This window comes from Streptomyces sp. NPDC093109 (genome assembly GCF_040701725.1).
GTDB lineage: Bacteria > Actinomycetota > Actinomycetes > Streptomycetales > Streptomycetaceae > Streptomyces.
Window position 1 is genome coordinate 14,466 of record NZ_JBFBEZ010000037.1, and the last position, 14,292, is coordinate 28,757.

Annotated in this window: 10 protein-coding genes and 1 pseudogene; 2 read left to right on the plus strand and 9 right to left on the minus strand. The window is 72.9% G+C overall.

Annotation, left to right across the window (positions count from 1 at the left end; genetic code table 11):
• The first annotated feature begins 35 nt into the window (after positions 1-35).
• A complete protein-coding gene (locus AB0389_RS28845) occupies positions 36-1,373 on the plus strand; it encodes a HAMP domain-containing sensor histidine kinase (protein WP_366398438.1) in 1,338 nt (445 codons plus the stop codon).
• Here the strand turns inward: AB0389_RS28845 and AB0389_RS28850 are convergent.
• The 4 genes and pseudogenes from AB0389_RS28850 to AB0389_RS28865 form a co-directional block, all read right to left on the minus strand.
• Positions 1,348-2,196 (minus strand): hypothetical protein, encoded by an 849-nt coding sequence (locus AB0389_RS28850; RefSeq protein WP_366398439.1) that lies wholly within the window; start codon positions 2,194-2,196, stop codon positions 1,348-1,350. The genes AB0389_RS28845 and AB0389_RS28850 overlap by 26 nt on opposite strands.
• A 66-nt stretch (positions 2,197-2,262) precedes the next feature.
• On the minus strand, positions 2,263-3,669 hold the full coding sequence (locus AB0389_RS28855; protein WP_366398440.1) for a PIG-L family deacetylase: 1,407 nt from the start codon (positions 3,667-3,669) through the stop codon (positions 2,263-2,265).
• Positions 3,670-3,830: 161 nt separating this feature from the next.
• Positions 3,831-5,270, minus strand: a pseudogene (locus tag AB0389_RS28860) (S8 family peptidase); the annotation flags it as partial.
• A gap of 348 nt (positions 5,271-5,618) precedes the next feature.
• The gene (locus AB0389_RS28865; RefSeq protein ID WP_366398441.1) at positions 5,619-6,308 is read right to left on the minus strand and encodes a hypothetical protein; all 690 of its coding nucleotides are present in this window, start codon (positions 6,306-6,308) and stop codon (positions 5,619-5,621) included.
• A 310-nt stretch (positions 6,309-6,618) separates the two neighbouring features.
• Here AB0389_RS28865 and AB0389_RS28870 point away from each other — a divergent pair, with 310 nt between their 5' ends.
• The gene (locus AB0389_RS28870; RefSeq protein WP_366398442.1) at positions 6,619-7,824 is read left to right on the plus strand and encodes a glycosyltransferase; all 1,206 of its coding nucleotides are present in this window, start codon (positions 6,619-6,621) and stop codon (positions 7,822-7,824) included.
• A 41-nt stretch (positions 7,825-7,865) separates the two neighbouring features.
• Here the strand turns inward: AB0389_RS28870 and AB0389_RS28875 are convergent, their stop codons facing one another.
• From AB0389_RS28875 to AB0389_RS28895, 5 genes are read right to left on the minus strand one after another with little or no spacing between them, the layout of a single operon-like run.
• Positions 7,866-8,498 (minus strand): TetR family transcriptional regulator C-terminal domain-containing protein, encoded by a 633-nt coding sequence (locus AB0389_RS28875; protein ID WP_366398443.1) that lies wholly within the window; start codon positions 8,496-8,498, stop codon positions 7,866-7,868.
• Positions 8,495-10,516 (minus strand): CocE/NonD family hydrolase, encoded by a 2,022-nt coding sequence (locus tag AB0389_RS28880; protein ID WP_366398444.1) that lies wholly within the window; start codon positions 10,514-10,516, stop codon positions 8,495-8,497. The genes AB0389_RS28875 and AB0389_RS28880 overlap by 4 nt, the downstream gene beginning before the upstream one ends.
• Before the next feature lie 56 nt (positions 10,517-10,572).
• A complete protein-coding gene (locus tag AB0389_RS28885; RefSeq protein WP_366398445.1) occupies positions 10,573-12,402 on the minus strand; it encodes an ABC transporter ATP-binding protein in 1,830 nt (609 codons plus the stop codon).
• On the minus strand, positions 12,402-13,319 hold the full coding sequence (locus AB0389_RS28890; protein ID WP_366398470.1) for an ABC transporter permease: 918 nt from the start codon (positions 13,317-13,319) through the stop codon (positions 12,402-12,404). Before AB0389_RS28890 ends, AB0389_RS28885 begins: the two co-directional genes overlap by 1 nt.
• Positions 13,320-13,330: 11 nt before the next feature.
• On the minus strand, positions 13,331-14,290 hold the full coding sequence (locus tag AB0389_RS28895; protein WP_366398446.1) for an ABC transporter permease: 960 nt from the start codon (positions 14,288-14,290) through the stop codon (positions 13,331-13,333).
• Between the last annotated feature and the right edge of the window lie 2 nt (positions 14,291-14,292).

Below are 14,292 nucleotides of genomic sequence, written 5' to 3' on the forward strand. Positions count from 1 at the left end.
GCCTGTTCCGGTCCGGCTCTCCGTCCGGCCGGCCGATGGGTACGCCGCGTACGCTGCGCGGGCGGCTGGCGCTGACGGCGCTGGTGACCGGCACGCTGTGGGTCGCCGTGCTGACCACGGCGTTCAATCTGGCCCTGGACAACAGGCTGCGCGCGCAGGCCGACGACGTGCTGCGGACCCGGGCCGAGGCCGTGGCCACCACGGTGGAACCGCGCCCCGGCGGCGGGCTCGTCGTCCACGAGCCGTCGCGGGACCGGGCGCTGGACACCGGTGTGTGGATCTACGAGGGGGACCGCGCGGTCGACAAGCCGCCCGGGGCGCCGGCCGCCCTCCAGCGGGGGGCCGACCGGCTCGCCGGACGGGCCGAGGCGTTCACGGACGTCGGCGGCCCGGGCGCCACCCGGCTCTTCGCCCTGCCCGTGCGGGACGCCGGGGGCCGCCAGGTGGGCACGGTGGTCACCTCGGTCGCGCTGGACCCGTACCGCAGTACGGCGGACTCGGCCCTGACCGCGTCGGTCGTTCTCGCGCTGCTCCTGCTGGCCACCGTCTATCTGCTGACCCGGCTGGTCGTCCGGCGCGCGCTGCGGCCGGTCGGGCTGATGAGCGCGCAGGCGGCGCAGTGGAGCGAGGAGGGTGCGGCGCGGCGCTTCGGCGGCGCGGGGCGCCCCGCCGAACTCGCCTCGCTGGCCGCGAACCTCGACGAGCTGCTGGACCGGCTCGCGGCGGTGCTGCGCCACGAGCAGCAGCAGGCCGCCGAGCTCTCGCACGAGCTGCGCACCCCGCTCGCCCGGATCACCGCGGAGGCCGAGTGGCTGGCCGCGCGCCCGCGCGGGCCCGCCGAGCAGCGGGCCTCGCACGAGGCGATCGCGAGCGCCGCCGCCACCATGCGGCAGATCTGCGACAGCCTGCTGTCCGAGGCCCGTACCCGCGGCGACCGGTCCCCCGGCCGCTGCCGCCCGGCCGAGCTGGCCCGGTCCCTGGCGGAGCGGATCGGGGCTGACCACCCCGGCTCGCCCGCCGTGCGGGTCCTCGGGGACGAGGTCACGGCCGGGGTCTCGGCGGCCGTCGCGGAACGTATCCTGATGCCGCTCCTGGACAACGCCCGGCGCTACGCGGTGAGTTCGATCGTGATCGAGTGCGCGGCGGTGCCGGGGGCGGTAGAGGTCTCCGTCGTCGACGACGGCCCCGGTGTGCCGGCGGCGTTCGTCCCGTACCTCTTCGAGCCCGGCCGTCGCGCCGCGCCGGACGACGGGCACGACGGCGCGGGGCTCGGTCTGGCCCTGGCCCGCCGGCTCGCCCGCGCGGCCGGCGGCGACATCACCCTGGGCACCGCGCCCGGCGCCCGGTTCACCGTGCGTCTTCCGGCAGGATGACCCCACCGGCGCCGGACGGCACCACATCGGCGCGGGTACGGGTCAGATGGACGACGAGCCCGAGGATGACGGCGAGGAAGAGTCCGCTCGTGACGACCGTCCCCAGCCCGAGACCGCCGTCCGCGCGGGCCTGGGAGAGGTAGTCGCCCAGTGAGGCGCCGAGGGGGCGGGTCAGGACGTACGCGATCCAGAACGACCAGACGGTGTTCAGGTCGAGGGTGAACCTGGCGACCGCGACCGCGGCGATCAGCAGGGCGAACAGCAGGGCCGACACCCAGTAGCCCAGCTTGAGCCGCTCCGCCGTGAGGTCGCCCGCCGAGGTGCCCAGCGCGAACGTGAAGAGGATCGCCAGCCAGTAGAAGGCTTCCCTGCGGCGGGTACGGATGGCGTGGACGGACAGCGTCCGCTCGCTCGCGTACCAGGCGGCGAACGTCAGGGCGAGGGCCAGGGCGAACATCCAGGTGGTCGTCGTCAGCGGAACACCGAGGTTGTCCGTGAGATTGTCGCTGACCAGCGTCCCGACGACGCTGATCAGTACGACGCACAGCCAGTACACCCCGGGGCGGTAGGCGCGCGCCCGGAACTGGAAGAACAGCGCGACGGCCAGCAGGGCTCCCATCACGTACGAGGTGGCGGTGAGCCCCAGCCCCAGATTCGTGTTCAGCAGATCCGCCGCGGTCTCCCCCACGGTGGTGCAGAGGATCTTGATGACCCAGAAGTAGAGGGTGATCTCGGGGACCTTGTTCCCCCACGCGCGGACGCCGGCCCTGTCCCCGGTCCTGTCCTTGGCCCTGTCCGTGGCCACATGCTTGTTGATCGTCATGGCGGCAGGGTGGCAGCCGCTACCTGAACACATCCTGACTGCGCCGGCGCGGTCTCAGGACCGCCATCAGGACCGCCACCGCCAGTACAGCTCGGGCTCCCGCGGGCCGTCGCAGCGTGCCAGACCCAGCCGCGGATTCCGTGCGTCCGGCTCGCCCTTCCGGGGGAACGTCCGGTCGTGCTGGTACAGGCACCGGCCGTCGTCCCCGGCGATGCGCCACGCCTCGCGCCGCCACCGCGGGCTCTCCCACGGCACGCGCCGCCACTTCTGCCCCTCGGCCGCGCCCCGGCATGTCAGGACCCGGAGGTCACCGCCCGCCCGGGTGAGGCAGTGCCCCGCGCCCAGGCGCGTCCGGATGGTGCCGTCGCTCCCGATGTCCCACTTCTGGGCGGTGGTGCCGTTGCAGTCGAAGATCCGGACCACCCCGGCTCCCAGCGCGGAGTCCTTGACGTCGAGACACCGTTCGGGCGCCCTCCCCCCGGACTCCGTGGTGCGTCCGATGTCCCCCATGATCTCGCCGGACGCGGGGCCCCGGTGCCGCTGCGGATACTGCCGGACGAGCCATTTCCGGTAATTGGCCGTCAGGATTCCCCGGTAGAGGGGGCGCTCCCCGCAGACTCTGGTACGGGGACATTTCCGCTGCGCGTCGTACCACCTGACGGTTCGCTCCTTCGCGGCGGCCTGCCGCGGTGTCAGATTCCTCTTCAGCGGTGTCATGGTGTATCCGAGATAGGACTTCACCGGAATTCCGGCGTGATAGGCGGCTTTCCGCAGGTAGCGCGCCCCGATGCCGTGGTCGCTGTGGTCCACGCGCCCGTCGACCCCGAAGGCGAACGACGCGTTGTCGTGGTCCTGGGTGAGGACGCGCTCCGCCCCGCTCCGCCGGACCAGCGAGGTCAGCACCTCCAGCAGCCGCGCCTCGCTGTACCGGTCGGTGCCCTGGAAGGGGACGATCTCCTTCTTGTCACCGTCGAAGAGCCGCAGCATGCTCTGCGCCTGCCGGCCCCGGGGCATCCCGTCGTGCAGCCGCAGAAAGGTCAGCCGCACCTCCACCGGGGAATCGGTGAGCCTGAACGATCTGATGCCGTGGCCCTTCACCCGTACCGGGTCCCGGCTCCAGCGGTTCTCGGCGCCCGCCATTTTCGCGTACGCCTTGCGGACCCCGTTCTCCCGGTTCTCCACATAGTTCCGGGCTCTTCGCGGATCGCGTTCCCCGCCGTCCCCGGCCGTGAGATAGACGGTGCTGACAGCGCATCCGGCGCGCAGGGTCCGCTCGATCTCCGGATTGAAGAAGAACAGGTCGTCGTCCGGATGCGCCACACCCAGCAGCGTCCGCCGGCAGCCGCCCGGCCCCTCCGCCCCGCCGGCCGGCGCGATCGTCACCGCGACGAGCACGGCCGCCAGCACGGCGGCCGGCACCCGGCTCGCTCTGAGGAACCGGCCCGGGCTCCGGGAACCACGCAGCGCTCGCATGGTTCCTGCTTACACCCGGTCAGTACGACCCCGCCTCTCCAGCGCCGCGCCGCCGCCCGGAACGTGCCGGGGGCCTGCCCCGGTGCGTGTGGTGTACGCACCGGGGCAGGCCCCCGCGTCAGCTGTCCGGTTCCGCCGTCCGACGACGGTCAGCCCGTGGCCGCCACCGCCTGGACGGTCTTGGCCGCGTCCGCCAGACCCGCGCCGCAGCCGCCCGAGCAGGTGCCGGGGATCGCGCGGGCGTTGGCCTTGATCGCGGACTCGATCTGGGCGGGGGTGAGCGAGGGGTTCGCGGCCTTCATCAGGGCGGCGAGGCCCGCGATGTGCGGCGCCGCCATGCTGGTGCCCTGGTAGTACGCGTACGACTCGGTGCCCGGGGTGGTGGTCCCGGAGTTCAGTGTGGACAGGATGCCGTTGGCGGTGCCGGTGCTGGTCTGGCCGCCGGGGGCCGCGATGTCCACGGACGTGCCGTAGTTGGAGTACGTGGCCCGGGATCCGGTGCGGCTCAGCGCGGCGACGCTGATCACGTTGTTGCAGCTGGCGGGAGAGTAATTGGCCGCGTTGGCATTGGAGTTGCCCGCCGCGACGACAACCGTGGTGCCGCGGTTCACGGCCGCGGTGATCGCGCTCTGCGTCGCGGTGGAGCACGAACCGGCGCCGCCGAGGCTCATGTTGATGACCTTCGCGACATTCGCGTTGGCCGGTACGCCCGAGACCGTACCGCCGGAGGCCCAGGTGATGGCGTCGATGATGTCGGAGTCGTAACCGCCGCACTTGCCGAGGACCCGGACCGGCGAGATCTTCGCCTGGTGCGCGATGCCCGCGATGCCCTTGCCGTTGTTGGCGACGGCGGCGATGGTGCCCGCCACATGGGTGCCGTGCCAGGAGGAGTTGGACGCCGGACTGCCCGAGTAGCACTCACCGGCCCGGGCCCAGTCGCCCGGGTCGGACGGGTCGCTGTCGCGTCCGTTGCCGTCCACCGCGACGGCGGTGTCGGAGATGAAGTCGTAGCCCGCGACGATATTGGCGGCCAGGTCGGAGTGGGCGACATAGCCGGTGTCGAGAACGGCGACGGTCACACCGCTGCCCGCGGTGATGTCCCAGGCGCCGGGGACGTTCATCCCGGCAGCCGCCTCGAAGAGGTCCCACTGCTTGGCGTACTCGGTGTCATTGGGGTCCGCCTGCGGTGTGTTCAGCCGGTCCGGCACGACATACGCGACCCGCGGGTCCGCCCGGTACCGGTCGATGACCTCGGCGGCCTCGCCCTTGCTGACGCCCTCCCCCAGGTCGACCAGCGCTGCACCGGTACCCAGCCGGCGCTGGAAGCCCTGGCCGGCATCGCTCCCGACGCCCTTGGCCTCGGCGTCGGCGGCGGCAGCGGCGTTCGACCTGGCCTCGGTGGCGCCGGTCCGGTAGCCGACGATCAGCCGCTCGGCGGCGGGGGCCGAGGGAGCGGCGGCCGGCGCGGGGCTCCCGGCGGCCGGCTCCGCGGCGGCCGGGCCGGTCAGCGCCAGGGAGACGGCGACGGTGCCGGAGAGCAGTGTCGCGGACACCGCGGTGAGGGATATGAGCTTTCGTCTGACATCACGAGAAGTACGCAAGGAAATGCCTTTCGTGCACCGCGTCCGGGCATGGCGGAGCGGCGGTCGATGCGCTTCGCCGTCGAAGCGGTGGGGGGGTGACGATTCGGCATGGGTGGTGGGGGACACAGCCGAACGCGAGCCGTCGCTGGGGTTACCGGCGAGTTGGCTCTGTTCGAACATTAACCACACCGCGGGCGATCTGGATATGGAAGATCGGCAATTCGACGACAAGAGACCTTGCGGAGCAGGGGAATTGGACCGGAAGGCGCTTTCTTGCGCCGATTGGCCACCGAATGGCGGAGTCCCGCCCGACGTCGACGTGTTCGTTCCCCGACGTGTTCGTTCCCCCGATGCCCGCGGAGTCGGTCAGCCCGCGGCGGTGTTGTAGTTGACGACGCTCTCCACCATGACGGCGACCGCGCCGGCCAGTGGGCTGTCCGCCCCTTCGCTCACCACATCGGGCAGCCGGTGCGCCTCCTTCTCGGCGACCGCCACCATGCCCCAGAACGCGTTGAAGCCCGAAGGATCCGCCGGTTTGTCGACGGCCGCCCCGACCGTCACGACGCCGTCCCCCTCGACCAGGGCCAGCGCGCCCATCTGCCGCAGTGTGCCGGGATCCCGCTCCTCGGCGGCCACCACACTCCACCCCGACACGTCCGTTTGCCGCAATGCGGTATGAAGGCTGCCGACACTGCCCACACCGGTGATAACGATGTCAGGAAGGACAAGGGCCACCGGCCCTCGTGTCATCGGCAGGGCGGACCGTATCGCTCCGTCGAGCCCCGGCTCGAACGACTCCTCCTGGTAGACAAAGACCAGTTGGAAGATCTCGGCGTAGCGCGCGAGATACCTCACCGTGTCCAGCTTGTGTGTCGCGAATACGACGACCAGGCGCACGCTGAGTCCGCTCTTGGCCAGTTCGACGACGGATTCCAGGCTACGGTCCAGCACAGTGACCCCGGGAGCCAGCGAGTGCAGCTCCTTCGAGTAGGGAGCCCCGAAGCGCGTTCCGAATCCGGCGCAGGGAAGGATGACCGAGACATCGGGAAGGGGCACGGACGGCGAACTATGCATGGAGTCGCTCTCAGGTTGTGTTGACGATCGGGAACCTTGCGCCTCGCCGGATACGGGCCGCTCCGGGCCGACATCGCGCTGTCGGCCCGGAAGGCATGCGGGCCTCACCGTAGTCACGGAGGACGGCTCCGCGCGAGAGGGCCTGTTGATCTACGAGCCCGCGGGCAGGGACACGGCGTACCTGACCCCTCGTCACTTCCGGTGCCACCGCCGTGCGTTCAGCACCACGCGACGTACACTGCTGCCGCGCACGGCCGAAACGCAGGCAGGACAGAGCGAAAGAGGACGCGGAATGCGGGTACTGCTCTCCACGTACGGGACGCGCGGCGATGTCGAACCGCTGGTGGCACTCGCGGTGCGGCTGCGGGCGCTCGGCGCGGAGGTGCGGATGTGCGCCCCACCGGACGAGGAATTCGCGCGGCGGCTGGCAGGTCTCGGGATACAGCTGGTGCCGGTCGGGCCCCCGGTGCGGACGATGATGCGCGGGACGGGACTGCCGTCGGCGGCGGAGCTGTCCCGGTACCGGACCGAGATGCTCGACACGCAGTTCGCCGTCTTCCCCGCGGCGGTCGACGGCTGTGACGTGCTGGTGGCGGCCGGTCTGGCGCAGATCGGCGCGCGGTCCGTGGCCGAGGCCGCGGGCATCCGCTACGTCTACGCGAGCTATTCGGCGGTCAACCTGCCGTCGCCGCACCACGCGCCGCCGCCGCGGCCTGGCTGGCCGGAGCCGGAGGCTGACGACAACCCGACGCGGTGGGAGTGGGACGCCCACCAGGTGAACGCGCAGTTCCGCGAGGTACTCAACGGCCACCGGGCGTCGCTCGGCCTGCCGCCGGTGGACGACGTCCGCGACCATGTCTACACCGACCGGCCGTGGCTGGCGGCGGACCCGGTCCTGGGGCCGTGGCGGGAGACCCCCGGCCTCGACGTGGTCCAGACGGGTGCGTGGACCCTGCCGGACGAACGCCCGCTGCCGGCCGATCTGTTGGCGTTCCTCGACGCGGGCACACCGCCGGTCTACGTGGGCTTCGGCAGCTTGCACCCCTCGCCGGACACCGCCCGCAGGGCCGTCGAGGCGATCCGCGCACAGGGCCACCGCGTACTGGTCTCCCGTGGCTGGGCGGAGCTGGACCTGGTCGACGGCCGGGCCGACTGCTTCGCCATCGGCGAGGTCAGCCACCAGTCACTCTTCGGCAGGGTCGCCGCCGTGGTGCACCACGGCGGCGCGGGTACGACGCTGACCGCCGCCCGGGCGGGCGTGCCGCAAGTGGTGGTGGCTCTCCAGCTGGCGGACAACTCGTACTGGGCCGGCCGGGTGGCGGACCTGGACATCGGTGCGGCGCTCGACAGTGCGGATCCGAGCGTCGAGTCCCTGAACATCGCGTTCAAGACGGCCCTGGCACCCGCGACCCGGGCGCGGGCGAAGGCCCTGGGCACCGAGCTCCGCACCGACGGAGCGGCGGTGGCCGCGAATCTGCTGCTCGGCACCCTCCGCTGAGCACCTTCTGACGGCTGACGGCGCTCCGCCGGTCCGCGCTGTCAGACCCGCCGCTCCAGCTCCACCTCGATCAGCCGGCGGAGGTGGCGGCGCGCGTCCTGCGTGGTGAGCGGCGGGGCCTGGCGCAGTCGCTGGAGCGCGAGTCCGTCCGCCAGTGCGGCGAAGCGGACGGCGAAGTCGGCCGGGTCCTCGCAGGTGAAGTCGCCCTCCTCCCGGCCGCGTTCGACGAGCGCGCCGATCTCGCCGTGCCAGTGCTCGTACCGTGCCGCCTGGCCGCGCGCGAACGCCTGGTCCCGGTCGCCCGCGTTCCAGTAGTCGAACCACATCCGCCAGTGCCGGTCGGTGTCGTCGGTGAACAGCGCGTCGATCAGCAGCCGCAGGCCCTCCGCCGCCCGGGTGGCCCGGTCGGCGGAGGCGCTGAGCGCGGCGTAGTAGCGCTCGATGTGCAGCACCATCGCCTCGGAGAGCACCTCCTGGACGCTCTCGAAGTGGTACGTCACCGTGCCGACCGACACCCCGGCCGCCGCCGCGACGTCCCGTACCCCGACGGCCGCCGAGCCGCGCTCCGCGATGAGCGGCACCGCCGCCTCCGCGATCAGACGGCGGCGCACCTCGGTGGGCTGGCGGGTCCGGCTGGCGGCGGCGACGGCACGCCGTGGCGTCCTGGCCGTCATCCGGATGTCCTGGGGGTGGTGCTGTGCCATGACCGCTCGGCCACTGTCTCTCCGTTCGCCCGTGCTACCAGGGTGCTGTCCATGATGAACTCCGCTGCCGTGGAGCGCAGTTCGGTACTGGTCGTGATGTGCGCGTCCCAGCCGTCCGGGCGGCGCAGCCGGATCGTCCAGTCGGAGCGCGCCACGGCCGACAGCGGATCGTTCCCGCGGATACGGTAGACCTCGCGGGCGCTCTCCTCGTACCGCAGGCCGTCCGGATAGGTCCGGGAGCCGCCGTAGTTGGGGTCGACCTCCAGGGTCCATTCGCCGGTGGCGACGTCGTGCCGTACGACCCGCTCGGGGCGCGGCGGGGCGGCCGGGTCCGGGGCGTCCACGGTTATCGCGAGCGGCACGGCCTGTTCCGGCTCCTCGAAGCGGATCGGGGGGCGCCCCTCGTCGTACGCCGGATCCCGTACGGGCAGCAGTACGGCGCTCTCGCCGGGGAGTACGGTCAGCGCGCCGCGCTCGCCGTGCGGCCAGACCCACGGCCAGTACGTGTCGGAGACGGCGACGCGGACGCGGTGGCCCGGCGGGAAGGCGTAGCCGGTGGCGTTCAGTTCGAACTCGACGTCCTCGAAGGTGCCGGGCACCCACGGGTCCGCCCGCTCCCTGCCGTGGCGGGAGAGCAGGTTGAGCACGCCGCGGGTGACGAGGGTGGACGAGCCGTCGGGCGCGACGTCGCAGACCCGGGCGATGACATGGGCGCGCGGGGTGGCGCTGTCGAGCCGCAGCCGGACCCGGGGCCGGCCGAGGATCTCGGTCCGCGCGGTCAGCGGCGGGGAGTCGAAGCAGACGGAGCGGCCGTCCTCCTCGCGCTGGTCGGGCGGGAGGTCGGTGGGGTTGCCGAAGGGGAAGAACCGGCCCGCGTCGAGCCCGGTGTGGTGCGGCGAGCGTACGGTCACGGGGCCCGCCCCTGCCTCGCCGAGCGTGCGTTCGTCCCAGGTGACGGCGGGCGACGGCCAGGTGTCGGCGCCGACCCAGCGGCCCGGCATCGTCGTGTACGAAGTGGCGGGCGGGACCGGGTCGTTGATCCAGGCGCGCAGGGCGGGCTCGGCCATGACGCCCGTGTCGGTCCCCTTGAGGTGCTGGTCCCACCAGCGCAGCGTCTCCTGGAGGAAGCCGATCGCCGGGCCCGGCGGCAGGCCCCGGTCGGGGTACTGGTGCGACCAGGGGCCGATCAGCCCGCGTACCGGCGCGTCCAGCCGTTCGACCAGCCGCAGCACGGTGTCCCGGTACGGATCGGCCCAGCCGCCGACGGCGAGGACGGCGGCGTCGATGGCGGAGTAGTCCTCGCAGACGCTGCCGTGGCGCCAGTAGTCGTCCCGTTCCTGGTGGGCCAGCCAGGTGTGCAGGTACGGGGTGATCGCGTCGAGGCGTTCGCGCCACTGGGGCAGCCAGCGGTCCGCGCCGACGTGCGCGGGGTCCGGCGGCCGGGCCGTGAAGGCGAGCATCGTGCCGGCCCAGGCGAGCATGTCGATCCCGAGGACGGCGCCGCCCATGTAGTGGACGTCGTTGTCGTAGCGGTCGTCGGTGGAGCAGACGGTGACGATCGCCTTGAGCGGCTCGGGGCGCAGGGCGGCGATCTGGAGGGCGTTGAAGCCGCCCCAGGAGATCCCGAACATGCCGACCTTGCCGGTGCACCAGTCCTGTGCCGCGAGCCAGTTGACGACATCGACGCCGTCGGCCAGCTCGGTCCCGGTGTACTCGTCGAGCATCACGCCCTCGGAGTCACCGCTGCCGCGCAGATCGACGCGTACGGACGCGTAGCCGTGCCCGGCGTACCAGGGGTGGCGCTGGGCGTCCCGGGGCGCGGTCCAGTCGCTCTTGCGGTACGGCAGGTACTCCAGCAGGGCGGGGACGGGGTCGGCCGCCGCGTCGACGGGCCGCCAGATCCGGGCGTGCAGCCGGGTGCCGTCCCGGGTGGGGATCCAGACGTCGTCGGTCCGGATCCGGCGGTCGTACGTCTCGCGGTACCGCATGGGGGAAGTCTCCTCGCGCCTGAGCTGATGGGTGCGGTCGGGGCGGGCCCGGCGGGTCAGGTGGTCGCCGGGCGCCAGCGGCGGACGCGGTGGCTGCTGGTGATCTCGGTCCATACGTCGTCGCCGGACGCCGCGTCCTGCCACTCCTCCTCCGGCAGGGCCGCCCGCTCCGCCTCGGGGTCGGGCTCCAGCGCGGCGGCCATGAGCAGGCGCGTGTACGGGTGGGCCGGCGCCGTGAACACCGCGTTCGTGGGGCCCTCCTCGACCACCACGCCGTGCCGCAGCACCAGGACCCGGTCCGCGATCCCGCGCACCACCGCCAGGTCGTGGCTGATGAAGAGGCAGGCCAGCCGGCGTTCCCGGCGCAGGTCGTCCAGCAGCCGCAGGACCTCGGCCTGGACGGAGACGTCGAGCGCGGTGGTGATCTCGTCCGCGATGAGCACGTCGGGCTCGCCCGCCAGGGCCCGGGCGATGCCGATCCGCTGGCGCTGGCCGCCGGAGAGCTGGGCGGGCAGCCGGTCGGCGAACTCCGGGGGGAGGTGTACGTCGGCGATGAGGCGGCGGGCCCGTACCGCGGCGTCCGCGCGGGAGGCCGCCGTACCGAAGACGCGCAGCGGGCGGCGTACCGCGTCGCCCACCGAGCGGCGGGGGTTGAGCGAGGTGTCGGCGTTCTGGAAGACGAGCTGGACCTTGCGGCGCAGGGCGCGGGGGCGCTTGCGGGCGGGCGCGGTGAGGTCACCGGCCCCGGATCCGCCGCTGGGCGAGCCACCGTCGGAACCGCCGTCCGAGGCGTCCGCGGTGGCCGTCATCGTGCCGCCGGACGGGGCGTGCAGTCCCGCCAGTGACCACGCGAGCGTGGACTTGCCGCTGCCCGACTCCCCGACGAGCGCCAGGATCTCGCCGCGCCGTACCCGGAACGAGACGCCGTGGACGGCGCGGGTGTCCCCGTAGTCGATGGTGACGTCCCTTACGGCGACGGCCTCGGGGGCGTCGGCGGGCAGCACGGGCCGGGGCCGGATCTCGCGGGTGCCGTCCTCGGCGACCAGCGCGAGGCCGTCGTCCGCGAGGCGCGGCACACCGGCGAGGAGCCGGCGCGTGTACGGCTCGGCGGGCGCGCCGAAGAGCCGGTGCGTGGGCGCGCTCTCCACGACGCGGCCCGCGCGCAGCACGGTGACGTGGTCGGCCATGTGCGCGACGACGCCGAGGTCGTGGCTGACCAGGACGGCGGCGAGGCCGAGTTCGTCGCGCAGCGCGCCGATCAGGTCGAGGACACCGCGCTGGGTGACGACGTCCAGGCCGGTCGTCGGCTCGTCGAGAACGAGGACGCGGGGCCGGGCGGCGATGGCCATGGCGATGGCGACGCGCTGCTGCTGGCCGCCGGAGAGTTCGTGCGGATAGCGGCGGGCGAGGTCGGCGGGGCGCGGCAGCCGGACCTGTTCGAGGAGGTCCACCACGGAGTGCTGAGCGGTGGCCTCGTCGCGCAGCGCCTCGGCTATCTGCCGGCCGACGCGCATGGAGGGGGTGAGCGCGTGCCCCGCGTTCTGGGCGACCATCGCGACCGTACCGCCGCGCAGCCGCCGCAGTTCGCGGGCCGGGAGCGCGAAGACGTCCTGTCCGTCGACGCGTACGGTGCCCGCGGTGATCCGGGAGCCGTGCCGTAGATGGCCCAGGAGGGTGGCGGCGACGGTGGACTTGCCACTGCCGGACTCGCCGACCAGGGCCAGGGTCCGGCCGGGCAGCACGTCGAGGGTGACGTCCTGGACGACGGGTACGTCGGCGCCGCCGCCGGAGCGGTAGGCGACATGGAGGCCGGCCACCGAGACCAGCGCGGTCTCCCGCGGGGCGGTCGTGGGGGCAGCGGAGTCGCCGGTCGCGTGCGTGGTCATCAGGAACCCTCCCGTATCCGGTCGACGCCCCACGCCTTGGACAGGCCGTCGGCGGCGAGGTTGAGCCCGACCACGAGGGTGGCCAGGGCGATGATCGGCGCGAGGCTGGCCATCGGTACGACGGTGATGGCGGTGCGGTTCTCCGCGACCATCAGCCCCCAGTCGGGGGTGGGCGGGTTGGCGCCGAAGCCGAGGAAGGAGAGGGAGCTGATCAGCAGCACCACCCAGGAGGCGCGCATCGCGAACTCGACGCACACCACGTCGGTGATGTTGGGCAGCACCTCGCGGCGCAGGATCGACCAGGTCGACTCGCCGCGGGCGCGCGCCGCCGTGACGTAGTCCGCGGGGACGACGGCGAGGGCCGCGCCGCGCACCACCCGTACCACCTGGGGTACGTAGACGACGGCGACGGCCAGCACGATGACGGCGGGACCCGAGCCGAGGGCGGTGACGATGACGAGCAGGGCGAGGATCGAGGGGACGGAGAGCACCGCGTCGAGCACCCGCATCAGCGCGTCGTCCAGCCGGCCGCCGCGCAGGGCGGTGGCGCAGCCGAGGACGGTGCCGAGGGCGACGGTCAGCAGGGTCGCGGCGGCGGACACGCCGAGCGCGTACCGCCCGCCGTACAGCACACGGGTGAGGACGTCGCGCCCGTACTGGTCGGTGCCGGCCCAGTGGTCGGGGCCCGGACCGAGCAGGGCGTGCGAGGAGTCGCCCGCGGTGGGCGCGTACGAGGTGAGGAGCGGGGCGATCAGGGCGACGACCACATGGACGGCGACGACGGCGAGGCCGATGGTGGCGGTGCGGGAGGAACGTACGGTGCGCCAGGCGCGGGCCACGGGGCCCGGTCGTACGGGCGGCTCGGAGGGCTGTGCGGACGGCGCCGCGGGCTGCTGCGCGGAACTCACGGAACTCATCGGGTCCTCACTCATCGGGCCCTCCCGCCGCGGATACGGAGCTTGGGGTTCAGGGCCATCGCGCCGAGATCGGCGGCGAGGTTGCACAGGACGTACACGACCGCGCTGATCAGGGCGATCGCCTGGATGACGGGCAGGTCGCGGTTCTGCACGGAGGAGAGCATCAGCTTGCCGATGCCCGGGTAGTTGAAGACGTTCTCGACGACGGCGACGCCGCCGATCAGCCAGGCCACGTTGAGCGCGATCACATGGAGCGTGGGCAGCAGGGCGCTGGGCAGGGCGTGCCGGGTGACCACGCGCCAGGAGGAGAGGCCCTTGAGGCGGGCGGTGGTGACGTACTCGCTCGCCAGCACGTCGATCACCGAGGTACGGGCCATGCGGACGATGTACGCGGCCATCACGATGGCGAGCGAGGCGGCGGGCAGCCAGATGGCGGGCAGCAGCTGTCCGACGGTGGCGCCCGGTCCGTAGAGCACGACGGCGGGGAAGAGCGGGAGGGTGACGGAGAAGGCGAGGACGAGGACGGTCGCCACGACGAACTCGGGGACGCTCATCCCGACCAGGCTGACCGTGGAGATGAGGTGGTCGGGCCAGCGGTCGCGGTAGTACCCGGCGACGATGCCGAGGACGAGGGAGCCGGTGACGGCGAAGAGGACGGTGACGCCGGCGATCAGCAGGGAGTTGCCGAGGTACTGCCCGACCTCTCCGCCGACGGCCTTGCCGGAGACCAGCGAGCTGCCGAAGTCTCCCTGCACGGCGCCCTTGACCCACTGGAAGTAGCGCTCCCAGGCGGGCTGGTCGAGATGGAGTTTGTCGCGGAGCGCGGCGACGGCGGAGGGGGTGGCGTCCTTGCCGAGTACCTGGGTGGCGACATCGCCGGGCAGCGCCTGGACGGCGAGGAAGACGAGGACGGAGGAGAGCAGGAGGGTGCCGAGCGCGGTGACGACGCGGCGGGCCAGGAAGGTGAACACGG